Source organism: Paenibacillus sp. NRS-1760 (assembly GCF_050467785.1).
In the GTDB taxonomy this organism is placed as follows: domain Bacteria; phylum Bacillota; class Bacilli; order Paenibacillales; family Paenibacillaceae; genus Pristimantibacillus.
This window is the reverse complement of record NZ_JBITPK010000014.1, coordinates 887275-912443: the sequence shown is the minus strand read 5'-3', so window position 1 is coordinate 912443 and position 25169 is coordinate 887275. Positions and strand designations below refer to the sequence as shown.

At 45.7% G+C, this 25169-nt stretch carries 19 protein-coding genes; 4 read left to right on the top strand and 15 right to left on the bottom strand.

What is annotated here, in order from left to right; translation table 11 throughout:
• Positions 1–406 precede the first annotated feature (406 nt).
• On the bottom strand, positions 407–1978 hold the full coding sequence (locus tag ACIFSR_RS23320; protein WP_430060252.1) for a response regulator transcription factor: 1572 nt from the start codon (positions 1976–1978) through the stop codon (positions 407–409).
• A gap of 122 nt (positions 1979–2100) precedes the next feature.
• Here ACIFSR_RS23320 and ACIFSR_RS23315 point away from each other — a divergent pair, with 122 nt between their 5' ends.
• The gene (locus ACIFSR_RS23315; protein WP_430060250.1) at positions 2101–3243 is read left to right on the top strand and encodes a glycosyl hydrolase family 8; all 1143 of its coding nucleotides are present in this window, start codon (positions 2101–2103) and stop codon (positions 3241–3243) included.
• A gap of 384 nt (positions 3244–3627) precedes the next feature.
• Here ACIFSR_RS23315 and ACIFSR_RS23310 read toward each other — a convergent pair whose 3' ends face one another.
• From ACIFSR_RS23310 to ACIFSR_RS23245, 14 genes are all read right to left on the bottom strand, one after another.
• Positions 3628–5256: a response regulator transcription factor gene (locus ACIFSR_RS23310; RefSeq protein ID WP_430060249.1), complete on the bottom strand. Its 1629-nt coding sequence runs from the start codon at positions 5254–5256 to the stop codon at positions 3628–3630.
• A complete protein-coding gene (locus ACIFSR_RS23305; RefSeq protein WP_430060247.1) occupies positions 5231–7000 on the bottom strand; it encodes a sensor histidine kinase in 1770 nt (589 codons plus the stop codon). Before ACIFSR_RS23305 ends, ACIFSR_RS23310 begins: the two co-directional genes overlap by 26 nt.
• A gap of 85 nt (positions 7001–7085) precedes the next feature.
• Positions 7086–8798 carry an extracellular solute-binding protein gene (locus ACIFSR_RS23300; RefSeq protein WP_430060245.1) on the bottom strand — a complete coding sequence of 571 codons (1713 nt, stop codon included), beginning with the start codon at positions 8796–8798 and terminating at the stop codon, positions 7086–7088.
• A gap of 164 nt (positions 8799–8962) precedes the next feature.
• A complete protein-coding gene (locus ACIFSR_RS23295) occupies positions 8963–11815 on the bottom strand; it encodes an FtsX-like permease family protein (protein WP_430060243.1) in 2853 nt (950 codons plus the stop codon).
• A 55-nt stretch (positions 11816–11870) separates the two neighbouring features.
• The gene (locus ACIFSR_RS23290) at positions 11871–13613 is read right to left on the bottom strand and encodes an ABC transporter ATP-binding protein (protein WP_430060241.1); all 1743 of its coding nucleotides are present in this window, start codon (positions 13611–13613) and stop codon (positions 11871–11873) included.
• A 521-nt stretch (positions 13614–14134) separates the two neighbouring features.
• Positions 14135–14434, bottom strand: coding sequence for a hypothetical protein (locus ACIFSR_RS23285; RefSeq protein ID WP_430060239.1), 300 nt, complete (start codon positions 14432–14434; stop codon positions 14135–14137).
• A 43-nt stretch (positions 14435–14477) separates the two neighbouring features.
• Positions 14478–15074 carry a hypothetical protein gene (locus ACIFSR_RS23280; protein WP_430060237.1) on the bottom strand — a complete coding sequence of 199 codons (597 nt, stop codon included), beginning with the start codon at positions 15072–15074 and terminating at the stop codon, positions 14478–14480.
• 1 nt (position 15075) lies between these two features.
• The gene (locus tag ACIFSR_RS23275) at positions 15076–15609 is read right to left on the bottom strand and encodes a MauE/DoxX family redox-associated membrane protein (protein ID WP_430060454.1); all 534 of its coding nucleotides are present in this window, start codon (positions 15607–15609) and stop codon (positions 15076–15078) included.
• 381 nt (positions 15610–15990) lie between these two features.
• A complete protein-coding gene (locus ACIFSR_RS23270; RefSeq protein ID WP_430060235.1) occupies positions 15991–17307 on the bottom strand; it encodes an ABC transporter substrate-binding protein in 1317 nt (438 codons plus the stop codon).
• Positions 17308–17516: 209 nt separating this feature from the next.
• Complete coding sequence (locus tag ACIFSR_RS23265) at positions 17517–17681, bottom strand: hypothetical protein (RefSeq protein ID WP_339204259.1); 165 nt, start codon at positions 17679–17681, stop codon at positions 17517–17519.
• 157 nt (positions 17682–17838) lie between these two features.
• A complete protein-coding gene (locus ACIFSR_RS23260) occupies positions 17839–18045 on the bottom strand; it encodes a hypothetical protein (protein ID WP_430060233.1) in 207 nt (68 codons plus the stop codon).
• 95 nt (positions 18046–18140) lie between these two features.
• Positions 18141–18635: a GNAT family N-acetyltransferase gene (locus ACIFSR_RS23255; protein ID WP_430060231.1), complete on the bottom strand. Its 495-nt coding sequence runs from the start codon at positions 18633–18635 to the stop codon at positions 18141–18143.
• 29 nt (positions 18636–18664) lie between these two features.
• Positions 18665–20482 (bottom strand): ABC transporter ATP-binding protein, encoded by a 1818-nt coding sequence (locus tag ACIFSR_RS23250; protein WP_339204261.1) that lies wholly within the window; start codon positions 20480–20482, stop codon positions 18665–18667.
• Positions 20469–22328, bottom strand: coding sequence for an ABC transporter ATP-binding protein (locus ACIFSR_RS23245; RefSeq protein WP_339204262.1), 1860 nt, complete (start codon positions 22326–22328; stop codon positions 20469–20471). The genes ACIFSR_RS23250 and ACIFSR_RS23245 overlap by 14 nt, the downstream gene beginning before the upstream one ends.
• A gap of 198 nt (positions 22329–22526) precedes the next feature.
• On the opposite strand from ACIFSR_RS23245, the gene ACIFSR_RS23240 reads away from it, so the two are divergent.
• The 3 genes from ACIFSR_RS23240 to ACIFSR_RS23230 are packed head-to-tail and all read left to right on the top strand — an operon-like array spanning position 22527 to position 25152.
• Positions 22527–23537, top strand: a complete 1011-nt coding sequence (locus ACIFSR_RS23240) for an ABC transporter ATP-binding protein (protein WP_339204263.1) — start codon at positions 22527–22529, stop codon at positions 23535–23537.
• Between the two features lie 13 nt (positions 23538–23550).
• Positions 23551–24339 (top strand): ABC transporter permease, encoded by a 789-nt coding sequence (locus tag ACIFSR_RS23235; RefSeq protein ID WP_430060228.1) that lies wholly within the window; start codon positions 23551–23553, stop codon positions 24337–24339.
• A gap of 18 nt (positions 24340–24357) precedes the next feature.
• Positions 24358–25152, top strand: a complete 795-nt coding sequence (locus tag ACIFSR_RS23230) for an ABC transporter permease (RefSeq protein WP_339204265.1) — start codon at positions 24358–24360, stop codon at positions 25150–25152.
• The last annotated feature ends 17 nt before the right edge of the window (positions 25153–25169 follow it).

Below are 25169 nucleotides of genomic sequence, written 5' to 3'. Positions count from 1 at the left end.
GTACAACCTCAGCCCCGATCGGGAAATCATCCATGAGTAAATCCACTTCATATGTGCTATCCCTCTTCTTGCTAAGCTCTACCGTCTCTTCATTCAGATAAGCCGACAGCTTCACATCAGGCCGCTGCTCCGATTCATTCCGGTTAGCTTGCAATTGGCTTAGAAGGAATATCGCTGTGGCGGTCACTGCAAGGGCGGCAATGATTCCAAAGCGCTTCTTGCTTGTCAAAAAGCTTTCACCTCTTTCCCTATTATTGAACATAGTAAGGTTAACCTCGGCAAGGAACAACCCGCCAAGTTCTCAGTCATTACCCGTCAATTTCTAGTTGTTATGCAGATGAATCCGATCACGAAGCGAAATAGCAATTCGAGCAGCACCACCAACTAACAGCCTTCGGTCAAAAAACTATTGCAGGTTCCATTTATTTCGATATTCGGAAGGTGACATTTGCTCCAGCTTATCGAATTGTGTGATGAAGTAATCGGAATTGTTAAACCCGACACGCTCTGCCACCTCGTATATGCGCAAGTCCTTAATCCTCAACAATTTTTTCGCTTCTGTAATTCTCACCTGCTGCAGGTATTCATTAAAGTACACACCGTATTTTTTTTTGAAAAGCTGTCCCAAATAAGCCGGATTCAAAAAAAATTGACCAGCAATGATTTTTAAACTAATATTTTTGCTGTAATTTTGGTCGATGTACGTTTTGATTTTGTGAATTCTCCCCTTCCCGTAGGTTCTGTATAGCATGTTGATCAAATCGCTTGCTTCGAAAACGAAAGCGTTAAGCAGCCGTTTGATCTCGTCTAATGTGACATTGTAATCATACCAATTAATAATTGGTTCAAAGGACGTCAGCTCGGTTTCATCACCTTCCATGCTTCTAATCGATATACAAATTAATAACACGCAGTGTACGATGCTTGTTTGGATCGCCTCGGACGAGAAACGTTTCTCGCGAAATTCAGAAAATATCCGATTAACGACCAGTTTGATTTCATATGAATCATTCTCCTCTACTGCCTCTACCAACTTCCGACATAGGTCGCCGTCTAATTGTCCGTAAACCAATGTTGTTTCTTTCACTTCGCTATATGCAATGAAACACTCGGCGCTTCTGTAATACTTGCTAGTTACTGCTTTCTTGGCGCTTGCATACGATTCCTTGATCTTATCCAATTGCTTGACCGTTGTTCCCGCGTAGGCACGATACGGAAGCCCATAGCGATGTTCGAGCCGCATTAATAAAAGCTCCATAAACGTCTTTATGCTTCCTCCAACGCCAGCAAGATACATTGAGGGAACGATCAACCCATAGGTTCTTCCGTGTTCGTATATAAACGGCTCTGCCGCTCTTGGGACGATTTGCTGTATCGCATCCCGAATGTCTGCCCGAATTTTCTCCTTTAACGGAAACTTCCTTCCGCTCCAAGGATGAACGTTATTCAGCTCAATTAACGTGTATGTAAACGCCTCTGATCCGATCGCCATTTCCAGCAGTATGCTTTCCTCTTTCGCAGTCCCCGTCGATTCTCCCCTGATCAATGTTTCAATCTGCTTCTGGTTCTTCAGCATGCGTTTACGCACTTGAAGCTGTTTTTTCTTCTCCAGCTTGTCGTGCAGCTTCACAAGTGCATAAACAAAGTCATCTTCGTCGATAGGCTTAAGCACATAATCCAATACGCCCAAACGAACGGCCTGCTGCGCATAACAGAAATCGGTATGCCAGCTTATTATAACGAACTCGGTATCGAGCTTCTCCCCCTCCGCAGCTTGGATTAAGGCAAGACCGTCGAGTACGGGCATTCGGATATCAGTAATGACAAGATCAGGTTTTTTGTCTCTAATCATGGCAAGCGCGTCCTTGCCATTAGCCGCTTCACCGATCACTTGATAACCGTTGCCCTCCCAATCTATCTTTCCTATAAAGTCTTTGCGGAAAAATAGTTCGTCGTCGACAATAATAACGCTATGCATGAGGCAGCCCTCTCTCTTCGAAAATTGAAAAGTGCTATATTTTTTAAAGTAAACGCTATAATTCCTTAAGCATCGACCATGTTATGATATGTTCAAAAAAATGTACTGTGGAGGTTGCGACAATGTCAGACTCAAACCAAGGTGCTTTCCATACAGGCAGCTACAGAAATCTATTCAAGGAACTTGGGTATTCCTTTCAGGAAATCGAAAGCAAGCTCGAGCAGGCTTGGAACGAGCTGTTCTATGGCAACCCTGAAATGCGCATCTATTACCCTTTGGGCGACGACAAAGGGTATCTTCTAGATACCGGCAATCTGGATGTACGCTCAGAAGGCATGTCTTACGGCATGATGATGGCGGTGCAAATGAACAAAAAAGATGAATTCGACAGACTATGGAACTATGCGAAGACGTTCATGCAACATAAGGACGGGCGTTACAAGCATTACTTTGCGTGGCATTGCAAGCCGGACGGCTCTCGTATTTCGCAAGGTCCAGCACCTGACGGGGAAGAGTTTTTCGCCATGGCCTTAATTTTCGCCTCGAACCGCTGGGGTAACGGGCCAGTGCCGTTTGATTATTCCGAGCAAGCCAAAACAATTCTGCGCGCATGCATCCATCAGGGAGAGAACGGCGAAGGCGACCCGATGTGGGATCCAGCAACTAAGCTGATTAAATTCATACCTGAATCGCCGTTTAGCGATCCCTCCTATCATCTCCCGCACTTCTATGAATTGTTCGCGATTCATGCCGATGAACAGGACAGGCCGTTCTGGAGAGATGCCGCAGAAGCGAGTCGCGCTTACCTGCATGCCGCCTGCCATCCGGAAACGGGACTCTCCCCCGAATACGCGAACTATGACGGAACGCCTGCAGTACCTCAGCGGCACGGCGACTTTCGGCATTTCTTCAGTGACGCTTACCGCGTAGCGGCGAATATCGGACTTGACTATGAATGGTTCCGCAAGGACCCATGGCAAATCGATCAGAGTAATCGCATCCAGGCGTTCTTCCGCAACATCGATGTTTCCGACTATCGTCGCTATACAATCGAAGGCAAACCATTTGATGAACCGGCGCTGCATCCGATCGGCCTTCTCGCCACGAATGCAATGGCTTCTCTCGCTGCGGACGGACCCGATTCCGCCTATTTTGTCCGCTTGTTCTGGGACACGCCCCTCCGTACCGGCGAGCGGCGCTATTACGATAATTGCCTGTATTTCTTCAGTCTGCTGGCATTAAGCGGCAATTACCGTATTTATTAAACAATTTCACAAGGTGAAACGGCTGTCGCCGTCATTTGGCGGCATGGCTCGATTTATTCCGAGTTATATAAGATTTCTTTATTGTGTAAAACATATAAAGTCTTACATTTCAATAAAAAAGCGGCAATCGTCTCCCTTGCTAACACGAGGAAACGATCGCCGCTTTCTTCATCTTTCATCCATCCGCAAGATTGCGATCCGCGGCATCGCTCGGCCTCTCGTTACATCAATTTATCGTCTTCAAGATACATCCACAACCTGACGAATCATATGTTTTTACCCTTCAAATTGTAGTACTGCAACAACCGGCTGCGCGCAGAAACAATAAACAAGGCGAAAGGATAAGAGAAACCTTATCCTTTCGCCTTGTTCATTGGAATTCATCTATACGTTGAGTGAATCGCGATACTCTTGGGGCGTCATACCCGTCACCTTCTTGAAGAAACGCGTGAACGAATGAGCGGCTTCATACCCGACTGATACGGCAACCTCTCTTACCTTCAAATCGTTGTCATGCAGCAGTTCCTTCGCTTTTCTTGCTCTGCAGGTGTCGATATATTCAGATAGATTAATGCCTCGTTCCTGCTTGAAGAAACGCGACAGATAGGATGGATTGAAGTAGTGGATTTCCGCAAGCCTTACCAAAGAAAGGTCCTCCCTCAGATGGTCGTCGATGTACTGGCAGATTCGGTCAATAACTTGAGAGGTTCTGTCCCGCTCATCGCTCTGCTTATATCGGAAAATCGCTTCCGCGGTTTGCTTCAAATACTCGAACCCCTCCTTCATCGAGGCATGGCAGTCCAGTCGCATCAGCTTCCCGTGATCATCAAGGCGGCTTTGCAGCCCCAGCTTGTTCAAGCACGAGTAGAGTATCAGAGCAACCGAATAATAAGCTTCGATGGATCGCTGCGCTTGCTCGTTGTGAAGCAGCGCTACTCTCGACAATTGCTCCCAATCAGAATAAAACTCTTCCGCGCGGCCAGCCTCCAAATGTGCAGCCATAATCTCTACTTTACGGCTCGGTACGAATGCTTCTTTCCCCGAAAATCCGTCCATATTCTCATCATGATCCCTTAGAATCATGCAAATGCCAGTTCCGATCCTAAGCTGCTGCAGTCGGCGCAGTCTCTCATATTGCTGGGTGACGGCCGTCCAATCGCAGCTTGCTCCGCTTATTGTCAACGTGATTTCCAGTTTAAGAGAGGAGAGGCAGGCTTCTTGGATAAGCTCGAGTACCCCCTCGATATAACATGCAAAGTCGACCGCTGGTTTCCCACCGCTTTCACTTCCAGGCTGTATGAACCACATAAGGTCACCATGCCGATCGACAATTCCGATGCTCTTCACATGTTCCTTCAGCAAGGAATCCCATATCGTCCTGGCCGAAGCAAGCAGCTTGCTCCTCTCCGTATACGTCATGCCGGACGGGTACGACAACCTAGCAAGCACGAGCATGACAGTTTTCGTTGGGTCCAGTCCGATATTCAAATGGCCGAATTCCTCCATGAGCTCCTTCTGCTCCGAACAGAGCGAATCGCTCTCATGCAGCAGTTGCCTCATATAATCACCTTGCGCCATAAACTCGTATGCATACTTCTGCTCACGTGATTGCTCAAGCAACATGTTCTCGACCGTGCTTCGCTGAATATCGAGCAAGGCGCCCCGGACGGCTTCCGTCACTTTCGCATACCCTTCTGTCTTCAGCAAATAACGGACATCCGGCATTTGAAATGCCCGGTAAGCAAAATCGAATTCGCTATGTCCCGTAAGGAAAATGACCTTGCATCTCGGCCAATACGTCAATATTTCTTCCGACAACTCCAGTCCGTTCTTGCCCGGCATGGCGATATCAGTCATTACAATATCGATGCGCGTTCGCGACATCCACTCCAAAGCTTCCTTAGCCGAATACGCCTTGCAAACGTCCAATTGATCCGGAATGAGCTTGCTCAACACCTCATAAAGTCCGTCGGTTATAATTTCCTCGTCATCGACGATTAGCAGCCGGTGCATCCCCATCCGCCTCCTTTGAATTTATGCGTATTTCGACTCGCAAGCCACCTAACTCACTTCTTGATAGAAACAAGCCGCTGCCTTCGCCATAGGTCAGTATAATCCGACGGTGGATATTAATGATCCCTGTCATTTCATGCGCTTCCCCGTTATTTGCCATTTGACCGTTCAAAGCGTCGATTAGAGCGTCGTCGATCCGGCTTCCGTTGTCTTCGACGACAATCATGGACTCCTGCTCATTCCGTACAAAGAAGATTCGCAGAAAGCCCTCCTCCGACATTTTCTCAAGACTATGTTCATACGCGTTCTCGATAATCGGCTGAACGATAAGCCTTGGTACACGTATGCGCTCCATTTCCTTCGGCAGCTCGTCGAACTGTACGCTTATGCGTCTAGAAAACCTAAGCTTCTGGATCTCGGTATACATCCTTGCATGCTTGATTTCCTCCGAAAGGTAAACATTATCCTCCCCATTGCGCGTAATGAATCTGAAATATTCGCCCAGCATATTTGTAAAAAGCTCGATACGATCCGTATCGCCCGTTTTGGCAAGCGAATTAAGGATAAAGAAGCTATTGTACAGGAAATGCGGGTTAATCTGTGACTGCAGCTGCTTCAGCTCAGCCTTCTGCATCATCAGCTTCTGCTTAAAATCCTGATCGATCAGCGTCTGCAATTTGTTCAGCATCTGATTAAAACGATCATATAAATAACCGAATTCGTCCTTCTTCTCGTGATCGATCTGAATATCCAGCGTGCCGCCTTCCATTCTGCGGAAGCTCTGAACAAGCAGCAGCAGCGGCCGATGAACGAGCCTGTATGTCGAGAGGGAATAAACAACTATAGCGAGAATCGACGTGCCCGTGAACAGCCAAGCCCATAGATTAAACTTATTAAGCGGCCTTTTGACCGTCTCCTCCGGCAAATACGTGACGACCGAAAGCCCTAATTCCGGTGAATTGGCTTTGTCGACATGATACGATTGTCCATTTACTTTCAATAGCAGGGAACTTTCTTTCGAAAGACGAGTTGTTTGCAAATATTTGTCCAAAATAACGCTAGAATTGTCGTTGCCAAGCAGCGTAAAATCCACCTCATCGGCGATCAAAAAAGAACCGCTCTCAGCATAAACGCTCAGTTGATTTAACGATTCCTTCAGCTTCGCCGTATCGAGCTCGATCTGCACGATATAAAGCGGCTCTTCCCCCTTCCTTCCCCCGAACTTGGAGGCGCTTAGGTGAAGTGAATCTCCCTGCCTGATGAGACGCTTCGCCCCGTTTCGTTCCGACACGGCACGGATTTGATCATACCTTCCTTGCTCGAGATCGTGAACGGCATTGCCGAATGAGAGCGTTTTGCCGATGGAGGGGATATGAACGTATATATCCTTCATATAAGCGCTGCTGTTCTTAATGGAGGTCAGCCGATGAACCAAGTAGTCCATGCTCTCCTTCTTCTCGACGCTGTCCATCATATCCCACGTTACCGCGACTTTCGTAAGCTCTCCTTCCTGCAGCATATCGAATTGCTGAACCTCCAGCCATTCCACCTCGCGGTTCATGTCCTCAAGATACGATGACAGCTGCGCCAAGGTGTTTCTGGAAATGTCCTGGCTCGCGTTGGTGTAGCTCCAGTTATATAAATAAACGCCAAGTAAGATAATAGGCAAAATAACGACGAGATGCATGATAACAAGCCTTAAAAACAAAGCATGGCGCATGGAATTGACGGGTATCTTAAGCAATCTTACACAACTCCTCGCAAGCAGCTTTATCTATGGAGGGAACAAGGAATACTAAAGGAACGCCATGAGAGAACCTACTTCTTATCTAGGATGTACCGTCTTTCTTGGTATACCACTCGTTTACCTCAGCCGTCATCTGCGATCCGCCTAATCGATGCCATTCTTCGACGAAGCGGTCAAATTCCTCGATAGGCCGTCCGAGAATAATGTTCATATATGTTTTATGCTTCAAATCGTCCAATATGGATTGCTTCTCGATAATCGCTTGCGTCGGAACGCCGACGAACTTCTCGTAGAGCAGCTGATTGTTTTTTTCATACTCCCTGAAGATGGAGAACGCCCCCTTGGGCCCGTAAGTACGTTCCCACCCCCAGCCGGTTACGTTGTTTTTAGTCAAATACGCATCGATATTTTTTTTGATCGCTTTAGCTTCATCATGCAGCACCGCTTCGTCTCCCGTGGTCCGGAATTCATCCAGCTGCAGAAAGGCCTCGTAATTTTTGAGCAATGGCGCGGGAGTAAAAGGCGAGAGCTGCCATGCTGGATACGGAGTGCTGTAGTAGGTTTCGTATTCCGCTGTAACGCCCCAATTTTTCTCTAGATGCAAATTGATCATTTTCACGATCGCTTCGGGGTGCTCTACCCCTTTTTTGACGGCTAGAAACTGCGTAGTCGCAAAGCGAAGCGGTACTTTGGGCTTCTGGCCGCTATCCGACACAATAGGGAATGGCTGCCAGTCCGCATCGGCATCCTTTTCGTAGCTTGCTTGAACCAAGAATGAACCCCATTGCTCTCCGAACATCATGCCGATTTTCCCTTCCGAGATCATCGCCTTCTCTTTACGGCCGTCCTTTAACGCAAATTCCGGATCAATTTGTCCATCGCGGTACATCTGCTGAAGAACGGCTAGCGCTTTTTTCACTTCCGGCTGAACGGCTCCATTCATAAGCTTGCCCGTATCATCCTCCAGCCAAATGTTTGGGTAAGCGCCGTAACCGGCCATAAAATCCAAAGCCCCCATAACGGGATCCCACAAATATTGCGTTAGCGCCAGCCCGTACGTGTCGTTTTTGCCGTTTCCGTCGGGATCGTTTTCTGTAAACGCTTTCGAAATTGCGAGCAAATCATTCATCGTCTCTGGCGGCTTTAAATCGAGCCGCTTCAGCCAATCGGTCCGTATCCATAAGTATTGGGCGCCTTCGATCGATGCCGACGTTTCTGGTATCGCCATCAGCTTCCCGTCAATCGTTGCCGCCTCAAACGGCCCCGTCCCTTCCTGGTTCAGCACATCCTTGGTGAACGGCGCTGCATACTGCTCGTACACGCTGGTTAAATCCTGCATGAGTCCTTCGTTTGCCAATTGCCGCAACTGCTGCGCATTCACTCTGACGATATCGGGTATGTTGCCCGATGCTAACGCAGATCCTAATTTTTGTTGATAGAGATCCCTTTTGGCAGTCCATTCGTACTTAACCCGAATGCCAAGCACATCCTCGTATAGCTGGCTCCACCGATTGTTATCGAGTGTCTCCCCCGGAAAATTGGCTATCAAATCCGTAAAGTCTTCGTCTATTTCCCGTACGAGCGAAATTTCGATCGGAGGATTATATTTGGTTAAGCCTAAATCCGAATACATCGATTGTTCCGTAACTTCGGTATCAGGCTTCTCTGCCGCTTCCTTATTTTCGCACGCCGTAAGCGTCTGCATAAACATGAATACGGCGAGCATGAGCGCAGCCTTATTCCAAATTCGCTTCCGCAAGATGACAACCCCATTTCTCGACAACGAATTAATCATGCATGTTTATTATTCTCCATGATTGATCACCAAAAAATCAAGAGCCAATCCTTTATAATGTTACCCAATCTTTACTTAATGAAAAAAACGAGGTACAAATCGGAACCCGATTGCCGATAGCATGCAAAAAACACGCCGGTTCTGGCGTGTTTTCATGTGGCCTATTATTCCTCTCCCAGCTTAAGCGCTTGGCTAATTCGCGTACGCGACAACCGGTAGACGAGAATCGACAAGCCGATGCCAATCGTGAGCCCAACGATGCCATAGAGCTGCACATAATCTCCAAGCTTGCGCACGATTTGGAACGGCGGCACTTGCTCCGTTGTTGCAAAAGACATTTCGAACAGCGGAACGTATAGATCGCTCGTCAAGTTGCCGATATAGACGCCGATAATGATTGCGGCTCCCGAGGTGAGCGCCTGCTCACTGACAAGCATGCCGAATACCTGGTAGAACGGAATGCCCATTGCCTGCAGCACTCCGTATTGAAGCGTGCGTCCGGATAAGGTCAGTACCCAGAAGATCAAGAAGCCGAAGAAGCAGATGAGCATCGCAACGGCAAAACCAAGCGTCATAACGCCGTTCATTGCCATCCGCAGCGGAGCGTTCGCGGACTGTATCAATTCCTGCTTTGCGTCACGGACACCCACAAGCGGAATTCCTTTCTCCGCAAGCTGATCGTAGATATGCGAGCTGGAAATGCCGGCCTTCAGCTTATACCATACCTCGTATGGCTCGAGTCCAATCCGATTCTGAATTGTACCCAGATGTCCAACGATCAGATGAGGTTTCTCCGTCTCCTTGTCTCCGAACGACCTTTCGGAAGGTAGAGGATTCCATGTCGGCCAATAGTCGATAATGCCATATACAGTGAACAGGGCTTGGGATTGTCCCTGCCAATAAACCCGAATATTATCGCCCGGCTTTACGCCGTGCTCCTCGGCAATGGAACGAGAGACGAGCACCGCCATCGGGTCTGGCGCAATAAGATTAAGATAGTTGTTAATGTGAGAATCAAGCAATCCGTCTTTCATCCAGACCGTCTTGCCGTAATCCAACGTGTCGATGCCGATTATCGTCATAACGCCTGAGCTCTTGTTTTTCGTTTCTACGAAAAACGCGTCTTCCTTCCTGAACACTTTGGCTGCCGATTCCACGCCATCCAGCTCTCTCATCGGCTGGATGGGCGGCTCAATGTACTTCATTTGCTTCGAATTCGGTGCCAGACTTGCTTGACCTCCGGAATCGGACTCGTAGGTTTCCCACTTGGCCTTCACCGTGATATCCGCGCCGATAGCATATTGGATTTTACTTTCCATATTATCGTTAATTGTCCGCGCTGCATTGGCACTGAACAACCCTGTCGCTACAGTCATAATTAGAAACACCTTGATCGTCAAATATTGGCCGGATGAGCGACTGATCTGCACAAGCGAATGGTAAAGCGACGGCGGCCACCATCTGCGACCAGCCCAATATAAGAACCGAATGAACCATGGATAGACGCGAAGCGCCAATAGCCCCCCGCCAAGCGCGAACATTGTGGGCATGAAGAACAGCAGAGGATCAACCTGCAAGACATTGGCATCGAGCGCAAGCCGCTGCAAATCGTCCATTCGTTTATTGAAGTTAATCAGTAAATAGATGGCCAATCCGACCAAAATAATATCAATTCCGCTCTTGTACCAGAACGAGAGCTTAGCTCCTCGAGCCATCTTCTGCTTGTGGCTAACGATGCTAACGCGAGTAGCCATAAATGCCGGAATCAGGATCAGCACAAGCGCCGCACCAACGGCAACCGCTCCAATCTTGTAAGACTTGCTGCTCAAGCTGATCTCAAGCGCCGAACGCTGGACGAACTCCAGAAAGCCGCTGGAAGCGCCCAGCAATTGTGTAAATTTCACGCCAAGAAACGGTCCGATCGCAAGTGCACTGAGGCCAAGAAGCAAGCCTTCTACGGTATAAGCCGTCATCAGCTGCGTACGGCTTGCTCCTCGGCTGCGCAGCACGGATATTTCCGTCTTCTGCTGATTAATAATCAGGTTTGCAACCATATATAAATAGAAGGAGAGCATTAGCATGACGGGCGTATACAACGCCAACATCATAACGGTCAGTTGACTCTCCGTCGCATGATATGATGCCGTTGTCGGCGTTGCCGGAATTTCGACCTTGGCAATGCCGATATAACCTTGGAAAAAACGTCGAATCTCGGTATCCGCCTTAACGAGCTGATCGATAAACTCAACGTTCAACTGCTCATATTCCATAGCATAACGCCATTCAAGGAATGCGATTGCCGCTTTGCCTCCTTGTACAAACTCGCGCTCGAACGTCTCGAATGGAATCATGAATCCGTCAACGACCTCTTCTGCAACAAAAGGCAAATATGGCTCCGCATTTGGATCGGTTACAATAAGTCCAACAGGGATTACACGGAAGCGTGCACGATCCCCTGTCATCACTTCGGCGATCAGTTCTTCTCCGAGCTCCCTCTTCGTCGACAGCAAGAAGCGTTCTGTAACGAGCGCCTCGTAGACGCCGTCCGTTCGATCGACGGGCATCCGTCCCTCAATAAGAAGAACCCGATGTTCCATGTCCGTCAGCGTCCTAAAGCCGCCTGTCGCATTCAGCACTTTCTTCTCTTGCTCCGACGCGTCCGCCCCGTATATTTTCATTTTTGATGTAAATCTTTGTTGGTAGAACGCTCTTGCTTCCATACCCAACCGCTCGGGTATCGATTGTACGAATTGATCGGCCTCGGCGATCTGGCTTCTCGTCTTCTCGTCCGTCGTCTTGGAGGAGACGGTCGTACTAATTCCTACATATCCAGGAAATACAGCTTCCCTCTCTTGAAGCTGCTGGAGCTCCCTCAGCAACGTCCGCTGCAGGATGGCATCAGAATAAAGGGGCATCGAGCAGAATAGAGCCACACATACAGTCAGACCGAACCACAAGTTCAGCTGCAGCCACTTATTATTCACCATCTTGCGGAGAATCATCGTCCATAATGCCATATATACACCCCCGTCCTTGATATGAAGTTCATAGCAGGTTGGTTTGAAACCTAGATTATCGGTAAGCCAATGACTGCAATTCGAACATTCGGCAATATTCCCCTTGCAAGCTTAGCAATTGTTCATGTGAGCCTTGCTCGACTAGTGTGCCATTCTTCATGACTAGAATATGATCCGCCATTCGGCAGCTTCCGAGTCGATGAGAGATGAGCAGCGTAATGCGTCCTTCGGCCAGCTCCGTGAATCGCTTGAACAACTCCGCTTCAGCCATCGGGTCCATGGATGCTGTAGGCTCGTCAAGTACCATAATTGCAGAATCTCGCATAAACGACCTTGCGAGGGCAAGCTTCTGCCACTGGCCGACGGACAGCTCGTGCCCCCCATCAAAAATCGGGCCGAGCAACGTATCCATGCCGTCCGGAAGCCCTTGTACAACGTCCGCGGCACCGGACCGCGCGGCAGCCGCCTCAATTGCGGCCAAGTCTTCCATCCGGCCTACATCGCCGAACCCAATATTCTCCTTCACGGATACTTGGTACCTTAGAAAATCCTGGAATACCGCTCCAGTACGGTCGCGAAATGTGTTAACGTCCAGCTCCATCAAGTCAACGCCGTCGTATTTTATAGAGCCCGAATATTCACGGTAAAGTCCAATCAGACAATTAACGAGCGTGCTCTTGCCCGCGCCATTCTCCCCTACAATCGCTACTGTCTGATTCGGTTTGATTCGGAACGAAATATCGTTAAGCACGGGCTTCAGGCTGGTTGGATAGGCAAAAGTCAAATGATCAACGGTAATGCCTTCCGCAATGGGGCTGTTCAGCACATGCCGTCCCTGCCCGTTCTCTTCCTCCTCCGAATCCAAAAAGTCGTAATACTCGTTCATGACGAGCGTTTCCTCGTAGATGGACGATAAGTTCTGAGCAATCATGCGCATTGAAGCTTGAGTCGTGGCCAGCACTTGCGCGATCGCGACATAAGCCCCGAGCGATAGCTGCTGTGAATAACATACCCAGACCGCATAACAGGAGAATAAAAAGGCAAGCACTCCGTTCAGACCTTCAATTCCTATTCGCATCTTTTGCGATCGAAGCTCGACCTTCTTCTGCTCGCCAGCATTTTTCCAGAAATATCCGCCCCAATAGTGTAGCAGCTTATTAGCGTGCCGATACAATCTGACCTCCTTAGCGGACTGACGGTTGGTCATCAGATCGAAGAAGTAGAACAGGCGCCGCGAGAACGGCGTCTGCACACGCATCAGCCAATACTTCCATTCACCGATTCTCATATGTACAACAAGCGTCGGAACGACAACAAGCACCATTCCCAGCGACAATACAAAGCTAAAATGCCACAGCAGGGCGAAGAATGAAGCGACCGTGAGCAGCGATTGGCCAATGGAAAAAAGCTGCTCTATCAGTTGAAAACCTCGAAAAGAGACGTTCATCTTAGCCCTTTGCAGTTGATCATAGTATTGTGGCTGCTCGAATCGAGACAGCGGAATACTCATTGATTTCCCCGCCAGCATCGTTTCCATTTTGAATTGCGTCTTCTGTTTCATCAGCATCGTCATGTATTGGGCTGCGGCATCCAAAAGCGCGCCAATCAGCAGCAGACCGCCGCTTGCCGCCAGCCACTTGACGGGCTCCGACATCTCGCCATCACGCGTGAGCAATCCGGCGACCGCATCTGTTAATTCCTTCACGACCAATACCTGCATAGCCGGAATGAATGCGCTCACAACTCGCATAACGAGAAGCAGCAGCACAAGTGGCGCCGATAAACGCCACACGAGCATCAATGAACGCCCCAGTATGGCTATTATGCTACGAATCCCGATGTTCGGTCTCTGAGTTTGATTTGTCATATTCATCTTCTCCATTGCACGCATAGGATTCCGGCTGCTCAAGGTGATGCCATAAAGTCAGTTCAAGCATGAGACGCCTCCTTTTTATCTTACACAGTTTCATAACACTTCGAAAAGTTGTTTCGCGTATGCAATTTCATTTCAACTCCAGCTCTAACTCTAAAGCATAATGGTGCAGGGATTCACGAATCGGCAGGCCATTATGAATGGCAGCTAACCGATTAGGACTGCTCCATTGCTCAAAGTATGGCATGGAAAATGCCTCATGCATGAAGAGCGCTGCCGGAACGGAACGTTTCATTTCATGTATAATTAACGTTTAGAGGAGACCACATATTCGCTAACGCCTGTTTCATTCATATTCAGAGGTTCAATTGCGCCGCGCCGATACAATTCTAGCATCTGATTAGGCGCAAGTTCGAAGATATCCGGTACATCCTGTGCCCTCTGCGTTACTGTATACAAGTCGGCACAGAATTAGAGCCTTGTGTCAAACTATAATCATTTATCCAACGTATCGTAATGTTCGTATTGGGATTGAGATCTCCAAATCGTTCGATTTTCCGCGCTAGCCGATGGTGCTCTACTCCATAAAACGAGCCGTTACTGGAGACAAGCTGGATGGTCAGCGTGTCTTTCGACTTGGGTTCCTCACTGTTCCGTGCTGCTTCTTCAGCTGTTGTTGTCGACACGCAGCTGGATAATAAAGTGATGAAGAGCAATGCTACATTTATCATCATTGTGTATTTCACGACAGGGCTCCCACGATGTAAAAGTAATCTGTCAGATAACCGATTAGACTTGCTGCTCTGCATTAGATCTTTGCCGATAAAAGGCTAGTCTGCTTTTCTTCGACTGCTTCGGAGCCCACGTAAGGAGAAGGTCAAATTGCTCTTCATTCGTAATCAATCCTTTGGATGTGACTTTACCATCCGGAGATAGCAAATAGCCGAATGGGAAACGATCGGTCTTAATTGCTTTCAAACTTTCCTCGTTCTCCAGTTGAACAATCGGCACCATCAGGCTGTAGTTATGACCGATTGCCTTAACCTCTTGCAAATCACCATACATCATTGAGATAAACTCGTATTGATCGTTTTTGTTCTGCATGAAAGGATTGATCAGTGGATATAACGTCGTGCATGTGCCGCAGGTCGGAGAGGTGACCAATATAATTTTCTTTTTTCCTGAATCATTATGAACCGCAGCTTGTCCGCCAGTGATCGTCTGAAAGTGTGTTACTGGAAATTTCTCCCCTAGCGGCGCACCGAAATCGGAGTACAACAGTTCTTTTAGCTTGAAAGGCATATAGACCTTATTGCGCAACCGCAGCACACTGACCGCTAACATTATGACTAATAACCATAGAACAGCATTCGCTATGGATTGCATGTTATCCAACTCCCCCTAACTTGGAACCGTCACTTGCTAAAGTACCAAATGCCGCGTACGGCATTAAGCTGTAAACCAGAAGCACACCGATCGAACCAACTCCAGCATAATAGATATCTTCGATTGGATACTCCGCCCATACAGTTGTTGTTCCGGTTGATAAGAGATATAGGGTAATGACAAGTAACAGGACAACCCGTAGTACCGTATTCCAACCGAACGACTCTGGATTAATATTGCCGAAGCAATTACAGGCCACTTTCAGCTGGCGTTTATATGCCCGGTAGATAGACCACACAAAGCAGCCTAGTAAAAACAAGATTATTAAATACGCGAGATACTGAGTCCCTGAAAATATAAGAAGGATCGAAACAGATAATTCTAGCAGTACAACAACAGCTGCACTCGGTAAAACAAGTCGACGACTGATTTCTAATTGTTCAATCGTCTTCTTAAAATCTGCGAAACTGATTAGTTTTCCGAATCCAGACAACAAAAAGGTAATCAATAACAGGAACTGCAAAAAGGGACCCATCACTTTATGATCCTCCTATTCCAACATGAAATATAATGAGAAAACACGGCATAAAGCCGTGTTTTCTCATTATTGTAAGCATGTAGTCCACTGATTTTAAAGGTTGCAGCAACCCGACGAAGTCTGGGATAGAATGACACCATCACATACGTAATTCACCAGTTGAACCCCCAGTTTAGAAGAACCTCCGCAGGAACTCGCCAGACAGCCCCCTGATTGATATCCACACATATAATCACCTCCGTTTCTATTTTTTACCAAGACCAGTCCTTGGAGAGTACAGACTACAGAATCGACAAAACTCTCGGACTCACAATCATTTTAACATTTATGGAATAATTTATAATACATGTCTAATTATTGGTTTTTGACTCAAAAACATTATTTGTCTCTCGCATCGCTATCCAGTTGATCCGCATACTGTTTTAGCATATCTCTAATTGACTGCCCGTCCCTGATCGCAAGCAGTGGTTTTGGCAAAAATAATTGTATCGCGTCATAAAAACCGATTTCGGCTACCTCATGCGTATTAAGTATTGCTGGAACGGACCTTTTCATAGCCTTTATAATTATCAATTTCCGTGCAGCGTCCACTGGCTCCTTCAAGGTTCTTGTAGCGGTCTGAAGTGTATGCGAAGCAATGTCCGTATACAATGAATCTCGGTCTTCTGATAGATACCGAATTAACTGCATAGCCAATTCTTTATGTTCAGATTTCGAGGTTAGGGATAATCCCGATATTAAAGCCGGATTATGACCGTTCGTTCCCACAGGTAACGCTGCCACTCCGATTTGGTTATTCTCTTGCGCAATCTCCTCATAGCTGTTTTTCATAGATATATTAAACCCATACGCATATTCTATCGCTAGCGCGATTTTACCATCGACCAAATCGTAAGGCATAGGGGGACGTAAATCAGTTAAGGACATCGAGGCATATTCCATTTTCGTTCCGATAGTCATAATCCACTTGGCAGCTTTAATTGCATTATCACTATCGATATAACCGGCGAATGACCTGCCGTCTACTCCGACAACACGTCCACCGTACAGTCCCGTTGCCCACTCCAGTGTAAATGGCGATAGAGGAATATAGAGCGTCTCTCCCGCAGCCTTCAGCTTGACGATCGCATCGTTCAACATATCGATATCCCATTTTTCCGAAGGAACTTCAATCCCCAAGGTAGAAAAAATATCTTTATTGTAGTAAAGAATCATCGGGTTAATCTTGCTTTTCATACCCAGAACATATCCGTCATTAGTCGCAATCGCATAATCATCTAGATCCGATTCGTTCAAATTTAACGGCTCGATAACTTCCATCCGATACAATTCTCGCATCTGGTAGGGCACCAGTTCAACGATATCCGAAACGTTATTAGAGTCCTCATACAGCTCAGAAGGTACCTCAATTGGAGTCCAAGGTGCAAACAAAACTGGAGATTTGCTATACGGATTATTATAAGACTGAACCCACTCGATCTTAATTTCCACATTCGAATGCATATCGGCAAAACGCTGGATCTTCTGAGGGAGCGTATCCCCGCTATAACGACCAACCAGCTTAATTGTTAGCTGCTGTTTCTCCCCGACTCGAGCAGACGTATCGTTATTCTTGAGTGTATGCGATGACGACATACAACTCGATAACGTCATAACGAACATTAGCAGTATCCCCAGTTTTCTGATGTTTGACATGAACATATTTCTCCTCTACGCCTTTACTTCACATGACAATGTAATGCCAGATGTTAATCTCGAGAGCCAAATTCAATATCTAATTCTTTCGCATATTGCTAACGCCTCTCTCCCATTCTGTCCGTTCACAATCACTTGAAGAGACTTGGTGCTGCTAAACCGTATTTCTTGCTCAATATTAGACTTTCCTCCAACATTCACGGGTTCATCTAATTGATCGTAATTTGTACATTCGGATACTTTTCGCGGAAACGGTCGATTTTTTGCTTCAACGGATTATCCTCGTTTGACGAAGCTATCGGGGCCCAGGAAACAAGCTGTATGATCAATGACCTTTTTAGCAGTAAGATTGCAAATAACCTTTTGAATTTCATGACGCTCATCCTCCTTTTGCTTGTTCGTCAATGTATACGAAATGTTTTCTTCATAAAAAAGTGTAACGTTTACATGTTTTGTAAACAACCTTTTGTTCAATGGTTTCTATACCTGTTAGATGATGGGATTTTCTACACAAGAGCATGGGTCAGATACTCATTTCATCGCACTAAAAAACAAACAAGCAGCCGACATGGTCGACTGCTTGTTTGTTCTATTCATTGCCGCTATTCGGTTACGAATATGACTTTCTAATCGTGCGTTCTGCAAATTGATTCTCCCACGTAGCGAACCTACTTTGTTCAAGATCTGCTCCTTATGGGTCATCCATGCAGCTACAGGACCAACCAATGAAGCCGGCATCAAGATCTGCCTCGGTACAATCTCGAATGGAAACTATGAGACTCTCCTCCTCGTATTTTCAATTATTTCAGGTTCCTTCAGATAACATGCTTGCTTTAAACACTCCGTAAATATGGTGTTTTAGGTAGAACAAACTCAGCATATACCTCACCAGAAGGGTGGGTATTTCCTGTTTCAACAAATCCTAATGAGGCATATAAATTTTTCGCAATGATGTTTTCGGGGTTATAGGTAACTTCAACGACCCTCGCTTCACCATGAGAAGATGTCTTAGCGAATTCTATAGCTTTTTCCACGGCTTCCTTCCCATACCCTTTGCCTTGATATCGCCCATCAATCATGATTTTAAAAACGCCATAGCTGCTGTATTCGAAATTCCCATTTCCATCGTCATAATACATCATGATAAAGCCGACCATAGTCTCATCTTTATAAATAGCAAATGTAATAATGACCTGCCCCTCTTTTGATGCGATATATGCTTCTGCGAGTGCATGTTGATTAGAGGAGATAAAGCGTTTCTGTTCCTCTGCAACTTTCAGCTCAATACATTCAATAAAGTTGTCCCACGTTATTTCTCTAAATTCCACTATCCAAGCCACCCCACAATCATTATTTTTCAAGCTCCTACAACCACGCGGTAACGTGAAGCCTGAAGGTTAAACATTTGAGCGTACTTCCCGTCCATTCTCATAAGCTCTTCGTGTGAGCCTTGCTCAATGATTTGACCATTTTCCATCATGAGTATGCGATCCGCCATTCTGGTCGTCGATAAGCGGTGTGAAATAAAAATGATGGGTCGATCTTCTGCCTTCTCCAGCATCACTTGATTCAAATGATATTCGCTCATTGGATCCAAGGCGCTGGAAGGCTCGTCTAATAGGATGAGAAGAGTCGGCTTGGCGAACACTCTTGCGATCGCTACCTTCTGCGCCTCTCCACCAGATAGCTCTATCCCGGCGTCGTCAAACTCCTTGGTAATGGAGGTATCGGTCCCCAATCGCAAGGTCTGCAGCTTATTGCCAAAATCACTTTTCTCCAGCGCTTCTCTTACCAGAAATGAATCGCCGGATGAAAACTGATTCATGACGACATTTTGGGAAAGCGTAGCAGCGAACAGCTGATGATCCTGAAACACTGAGCTAATCTTCATACGGTAATCATCCAGCTTGAACTGATCGATTTGTATCCCATTTAAACGAATTTCTCCCGAGCTTGCATCGTATAGACGCATGATCAGCTTCGTCAATGTCGTTTTTCCGGCACCATTGTAACCAACAATTGCAATTTTCTCACCTGGCCTAATGCTGAAATTAACATTATGAAGAATACGCGGCCCGGATGGACCATATTGAAACGATAACTCTTTTAGCATTAATCCAGTAAACTTATCCGGCACAGGCAGTGGATCTTCAACTTCCTTCAGAGCGTTCTTTTGCTCCAGGAAACTTCTTAACTTCTCGATGTACAAGCTGTTTTCTTGCATCTCACTGATGAGTGTCGTCATATATTGCATGTTGCCTTTTAGACGCCATGATGAATTCAACAGTGTAACCGCGCTGCCAAAGCTTAACGTTCCTTTCACTAACGTCATAAAAACAACATAAGTCACGTACAGGCCGCTCAATATCAACTCATTGAAGAAATACTCTGAGGTGAAGTTTAACCAAAACTGCTTTTTCGAACGTTTTTTAACAATCCCGTGCATTTCTTTATGCGTATCGGTGAAATCTCTAAAAAATTTCTCCTTGATGGAATAAAGTCTTAATTCCTTCGCGTAATCAGCCAAGTAAAACAATCGTTTCAGATAGATTCGTTTACGATCCTTTTCGTTAAGCTCCATTCTCATTTTGTACCTGATTTTATTGGAGATCATGCTGACAATCAGAGTTAGAATGAAAGACGCGAGCACAAATAGCAATCCAAGCTTGTCAACAAACAAGAAAAAGCTAATAGAGGTTATAATAACCGTGACGGATCGGCACAATTTTCTAATGTTGTTTATCGTAGCATCAATTCGATTATGGGCATCATTGGCGCTCCATACATAATCATTATAATAAACAGGATCATCATAGTTGGCCAAATCGGTGCTAATCGCTTTTTCGTAGAGATCCATCCTTATTTTTTGATACAGCAATTCCTTTCCTTTCGGTTCAACGCTTTGAAAATAGATGCTGTCCAGCACAAAGCAAATTGCGATAAACAAAATTGTAAGTCCGATATATAGAGCAACGGTAGAGAAGGAAGTTCCATATTGAACGCTGTCGAATACAAACTTAATCAAAATGACATGCTCAATAAAAATTTCGATTTCCTGCAAGCATGCATACAAGCAAGTAAAGATGATATAGTTGCGGGAATGGCGCAGCCCGTATTTCATAATAAACCAATTATTTTTAAGGACTCTAGTAAAGCTATGCTTATTGGGCTTCATGCAGATTCACCACCCCTGCCAACTCTTCTTGATCAACATACTTTTCCGCTTGCTTTAAGAATAGCTCCGCATATTTCCCCTGCAGCTGCATCAATTCCATATGTGAACCAGACTCTCTGATTTCGCCATCCTCCATGAAATAAATACGATCTGCAAGCATAGCTGATGACATGCGATGAGAAATAATAACAACAGCTTTATCCTTGCAGGCTTCCATCATACTTTCAAAAATTTCATATTCCGCAATCGGATCCAACGCGCTCGTAGGCTCATCAAGCACGAGGATTTCAGCCTGTTGCGCAAAGATTCTTGCTATCGCAATCTTTTGAAACTCGCCGCCTGATAAAACAACCCCGTGTTCATCAAACTCCTTCGTGAGCATCGTATTTATTCCCTCCGGCAAAGAGGCTACCTTATCATAAACTCTGCTTTTCTTGAGCGCATCTATGACGAGCTTGCGGTCTGCTTCGGAAACCAAATCACGCATAAGCACATTCTCTGCAATCGTCATCGAAAAAATCTTGAAATCCTGAAATATGGTTCCATACATTGAGCGGTATGACAGGAGATCAAACTCTTTAATATTTTGGCCATTCCATAATATTTCGCCGTCAGTAGGATCGTACAATCGCATCATGAGCTTGATTAGCGTTGATTTGCCGGCGCCATTATGGCCGACTAGAGCAATTTTCTCATTCTTATTAACTTCTATCGTAATATCGCGAATAGCAGCCTCAGCTGCCCCATCATAAGTAAAGTTAATATGCCTAAATGTTAATTTCTGTATTGGCGGCGCAATTGCTTTAACTGGACCGGCATGCTCCTCGATTTCGGAAACGTAGCTTAAAAAGGTTTTTAAATTTTCAATGTAAATGCCGTTTTTATTAATTTCTACAAAACTATCAGACAATCGGATGAGCGACCACGCACCGCCGACCATTGCGCTTCCCAGAACGATAAAGGAACTGATAGAAATCGACTGCTTGACAATAGCCAAATAAGCTCCATACAACAGAACCCCTTGGAATATTAGTGTAAAGGTTGTAAATATCTTAAAAAAGGAAACAACTCCTGCTTTGACTCGATACTTATGAACGACCGAAATGGCACCGTCATACCCTTCTATATAGGTGTTTCTCAGAACTGAAAATATGCGGGACAGACGGATTTCCTTGGCAAAGTGGGATAAATAGATGACCCGGTTGACATAATCCATTTTCCGTTGGTAGGGTACCCGTTCATTATTTTGTTGAAACTGAATTCGGTTAAGCTTTTTTCCAAAATAAAAATTTCCGAAAATAGGCAATAAAGCAAACCATACCACCCATGGGTCAATGGCGTACATCACGGCAAATATGCTAATGGTTGCGAGCGATACGAATATCACCCTTGAGAGATTTTCAAGAACAGCGCTGACTCTTTGATCGGCTTCTTGAATGGCTTTTGTATACTTGTTATAAAACTCATAATCCTCAAAACATTTCAATTCTACGGATGCTGCCTTCCGAAAGAGAATGAGATACAGCTTCTCATATAACTTGAGATCACTTAAGGGTTTGAAGCGAATTTCATACCAATTGTCTAGTAAAATTAAAGCAAGTATCAACACTAACGTCATAATTATGAAATGGATAATTTGCTGAAAGTCCCTTTCGATTGAAATAGACTCAATGAGGTACTTCATGAAATATACAGAAAAAAACACATTGCCAATCATTCTACCGGCTTGAACTGCAAAATCCGCCAGCACTCTCTGTGGATGCATACTCCAAGCTAATCTGAACACAAATAAGTTATTGGCAATAATCACTTTAATATGTTGAATTGTAAGTTTAATTTTCTCCAAGGCCGTTTCTTCCTCCAATAATTAGTAATTCAAAATTTACTACATAGTGGAATTGGAAACAACCTGTCAATTAGCTGATCATTCACCCGTCAAATCATAGTTTATTTTACATTTTATTGAATTTACTGCCAATATCCCTTAAGATTGTTAAGCTGTAAATAATCGAAGTAGCGATAAATTCTAAAGGCAGGTGACGATGTGAGTATAATAGCTGTTAACCGAATTACTAAGACGTATCGGCAATACAGAAGATTTCCTGGACTGATTGGGTCCGTTAGAAGTCTATTTACAAGGCAATATACGGAAGAAGATGCTGTTAACAATATGTCATTTACGATCAATGAAGGAGAAGCCATTGGTTATCTGGGACCAAATGGTGCGGGTAAATCTACAATGATTAAAATGATGACAGGCATCCTGGTCCCAACGAATGGAGACATTAAAGTACTCGGCGCAGTACCGCATGAAGCAAGAAAAGCGAATGCACAGCAAATCGGGGTCGTTTTTGGACAACGAAGTCAATTATGGTGGGACCTTCCTGTCACAGATTCCTTTGATCTTCACAAATACATCTATAAAATACCGGATTCTGCTTTTCGTAAAAATCTGGAGCTTTGCATGAGCCTGCTCTCCATCCATGAATTTGTGCAGAAGCCCGTGAGACAGCTTAGCCTGGGGCAACGTATGCGCGTTGAGATCGCCATGGCGCTGCTTCATGAGCCCAAAATTCTATTTCTCGATGAACCAACGATCGGTCTAGATGTCATGGCCAAGGATCAAATTCGGCGCTTTCTTCGCACTGTAAATCGGGACCGTAAAGTAACGATCGTATTAACTACCCATGACATGAAAGATATTGAAGAAATTTGCCCACGTATGCTTGTCGTTAACAAAGGAAGCCTGGTCTACGATGGCTCTGTTGAAGATTTGCGAGCTAAGCTGGGAAGTGAAAGGAAAGTTATCATCGATTTCCGAGTCGATCCCGGGCTGATCGATATCCCTGGCATTACGATGCTTCAGGACGAGGGAATACGCAAAACCTTTCTAGTACCGCGAGGTGAATCAACCGTATTTGAACACGTCAGCCGGATTGCCTCCCAATACCCTGTAGAAGACGCCTCTATTGAAAGCCTGGATATCGAATCTGTCATACGCAAGCTGTATCTTCAACTGGCTAGCGAGGAACAAACGATCAGCAAAATCGGATGAGAAGGAGCAGACAATGTCGACCTATTTTATGTTTACGTTAAAGGCCTTTGTTAACCAGTTAGCATATCGTTCCGAAGTATGGCTTCGTCTGCTGGGCAACTATTTTGCAATACTCATCCAAGTGGAGATTTGGAGGGCCGTTATCGGAAATGGCGGTTCAGCCAGTACGACAGTCGAACAAATGATTACATATAGTATACTAAACACCCTCCTTTTTGCTCTTTTGCTAAACCGGGTTAGCAGTAAAGTTGACGGCAGTCTCAAGTCCGGCAGTATCGCATCAGAGCTCGTCAAGCCGCTCTCCTATCCTTTATATCTGCTTTTTGACGGGCTTGGACAATCGCTTTATCAGTTCATTTTCACAGTTATCCCCTCTCTGATTCTTGCATGGATTTTGTTCGGGATGCTTCCTCCTGCTTCCACGATACATTTCATTGCTTTCCTAGTGGCTCTGCTAATGGCTTTAATACTTTCTTTTCTTCTTGGTTATCTTGTTTCTCTTCTGGCCTTTTGGTTCTTAAGCCATTTTGCGCTCAGTTGGACGCTTGGCGGCCTAACTACCATTTTCAGCGGTTCGTTTCTGCCCTTGTGGTTCTATTCCCCTTCTTGGGCAGCGGTCGCCAAGTTGTTGCCATTCCAATATCTAGGCTATGTACCTGCGGCGATTTATCTCGGCAATCTGAACGAGGCAGAATTATGGAGAACCGTCGCGTTGGGATGTGTATGGATCATCTTGTTGCTTGTTGTTGCCTATTGGCTTTGGGGCAGAGCCGTACGGCGATTAATCGTTCAAGGAGGCTAATAAGAAAGGAGGCGTACTATGACTTTATTACTCTTCAGTAAGCTGGTTCGATTATTGTTGAAAGAGAAAATGGAATACCGAGCTGATTTTGTACTTTCTGCCTTCGCGCAAATCATTTCCTATGCAGGCGACTATATTGTCATTTGGCTGTTCATGAAGCAATTCAACTCGATTGCTGGCTGGAACTGGCCTGAAATTGCTTTGCTTTATAGCATCGGATTATTTACATATGCACTTGGCGCTTCCTTTTCTTACGTGCAAATGTCGGGTCTGGAAGGCCAAGTTCGGGAAGGCACCTTCGATACGCTGCTCATTAAACCTGTCAACCCCTACTTATACCTGATTAGTCGCGGCTTTAACCTGGCATACGTCGCCCATATCAGTATTTCCGGAACTGTATTGATTTGGGCCATTGCTCAATTAAATTTACAGTGGGCATGGACAGATTACGTCTATTTGCTGCTTGCATTAATCAGCGGTGCAATGATTCATGCTGGATTGCTCACTGCTATTGGCGCTACAACCTTCGTGTGGGTGAGGACGGGATATTTGTTTTCATTGTTTTTCCATTTGAAGGAGTTCATATCCTATCCTCTTCCAATATTCGGAACAGTGGTTCAGCTGCTCTTGACCGTTGGCGTTCCACTCGCTTTTGTCAATTTCTATCCTGCAGCCTTTCTTTTGTCGTACGAGACATCGCTAATACCGCATTGGGCCAAGTGGCTGGTCCCGCTCGCGGGTCCGCTGATTTATGGACTAGGCTACCGCTTTTGGATGTACGGCGCAAACAAGTATCAGGGAGCAGGCGGATAACTATTTGCCGTTCTTAA

Bases quoted from the DNA above. Each gene is read 5' to 3' on its own strand.
- ACIFSR_RS23300 (WP_430060245.1), bottom strand. From the start codon at position 8,798: ATGATTAATTCGTTGTCGAGAAATGGGGTTGTCATCTTGCGGAAGCGA.
- ACIFSR_RS23260 (WP_430060233.1), bottom strand. From the start codon at position 18,045: ATGCCGGCTTCATTGGTTGGTCCTGTAGCTGCATGGATGACCCATAAG.
- ACIFSR_RS23230 (WP_339204265.1), top strand. From the start codon at position 24,358: ATGACTTTATTACTCTTCAGTAAGCTGGTTCGATTATTGTTGAAAGAG.
- ACIFSR_RS23280 (WP_430060237.1), bottom strand. From the start codon at position 15,074: ATGCAATCCATAGCGAATGCTGTTCTATGGTTATTAGTCATAATGTTA.
- ACIFSR_RS23320 (WP_430060252.1), bottom strand. From the start codon at position 1,978: ATGCATAGCGTTATTATTGTCGACGACGAACTATTTTTCCGCAAAGAC.
- ACIFSR_RS23290 (WP_430060241.1), bottom strand. From the start codon at position 13,613: ATGCTCGTGTGGCGTTTATCGGCGCCACTTGTGCTGCTGCTTCTCGTT.
- ACIFSR_RS23265 (WP_339204259.1), bottom strand. From the start codon at position 17,681: ATGAAATTCAAAAGGTTATTTGCAATCTTACTGCTAAAAAGGTCATTG.
- ACIFSR_RS23295 (WP_430060243.1), bottom strand. From the start codon at position 11,815: ATGGCATTATGGACGATGATTCTCCGCAAGATGGTGAATAATAAGTGG.
- ACIFSR_RS23250 (WP_339204261.1), bottom strand. From the start codon at position 20,482: ATGAAGCCCAATAAGCATAGCTTTACTAGAGTCCTTAAAAATAATTGG.
- ACIFSR_RS23310 (WP_430060249.1), bottom strand. From the start codon at position 5,256: ATGCACCGGCTGCTAATCGTCGATGACGAGGAAATTATAACCGACGGA.
- ACIFSR_RS23270 (WP_430060235.1), bottom strand. From the start codon at position 17,307: ATGTCAAACATCAGAAAACTGGGGATACTGCTAATGTTCGTTATGACG.
- ACIFSR_RS23275 (WP_430060454.1), bottom strand. From the start codon at position 15,609: ATGGGTCCCTTTTTGCAGTTCCTGTTATTGATTACCTTTTTGTTGTCT.
- ACIFSR_RS23235 (WP_430060228.1), top strand. From the start codon at position 23,551: ATGTCGACCTATTTTATGTTTACGTTAAAGGCCTTTGTTAACCAGTTA.
- ACIFSR_RS23315 (WP_430060250.1), top strand. From the start codon at position 2,101: ATGTCAGACTCAAACCAAGGTGCTTTCCATACAGGCAGCTACAGAAAT.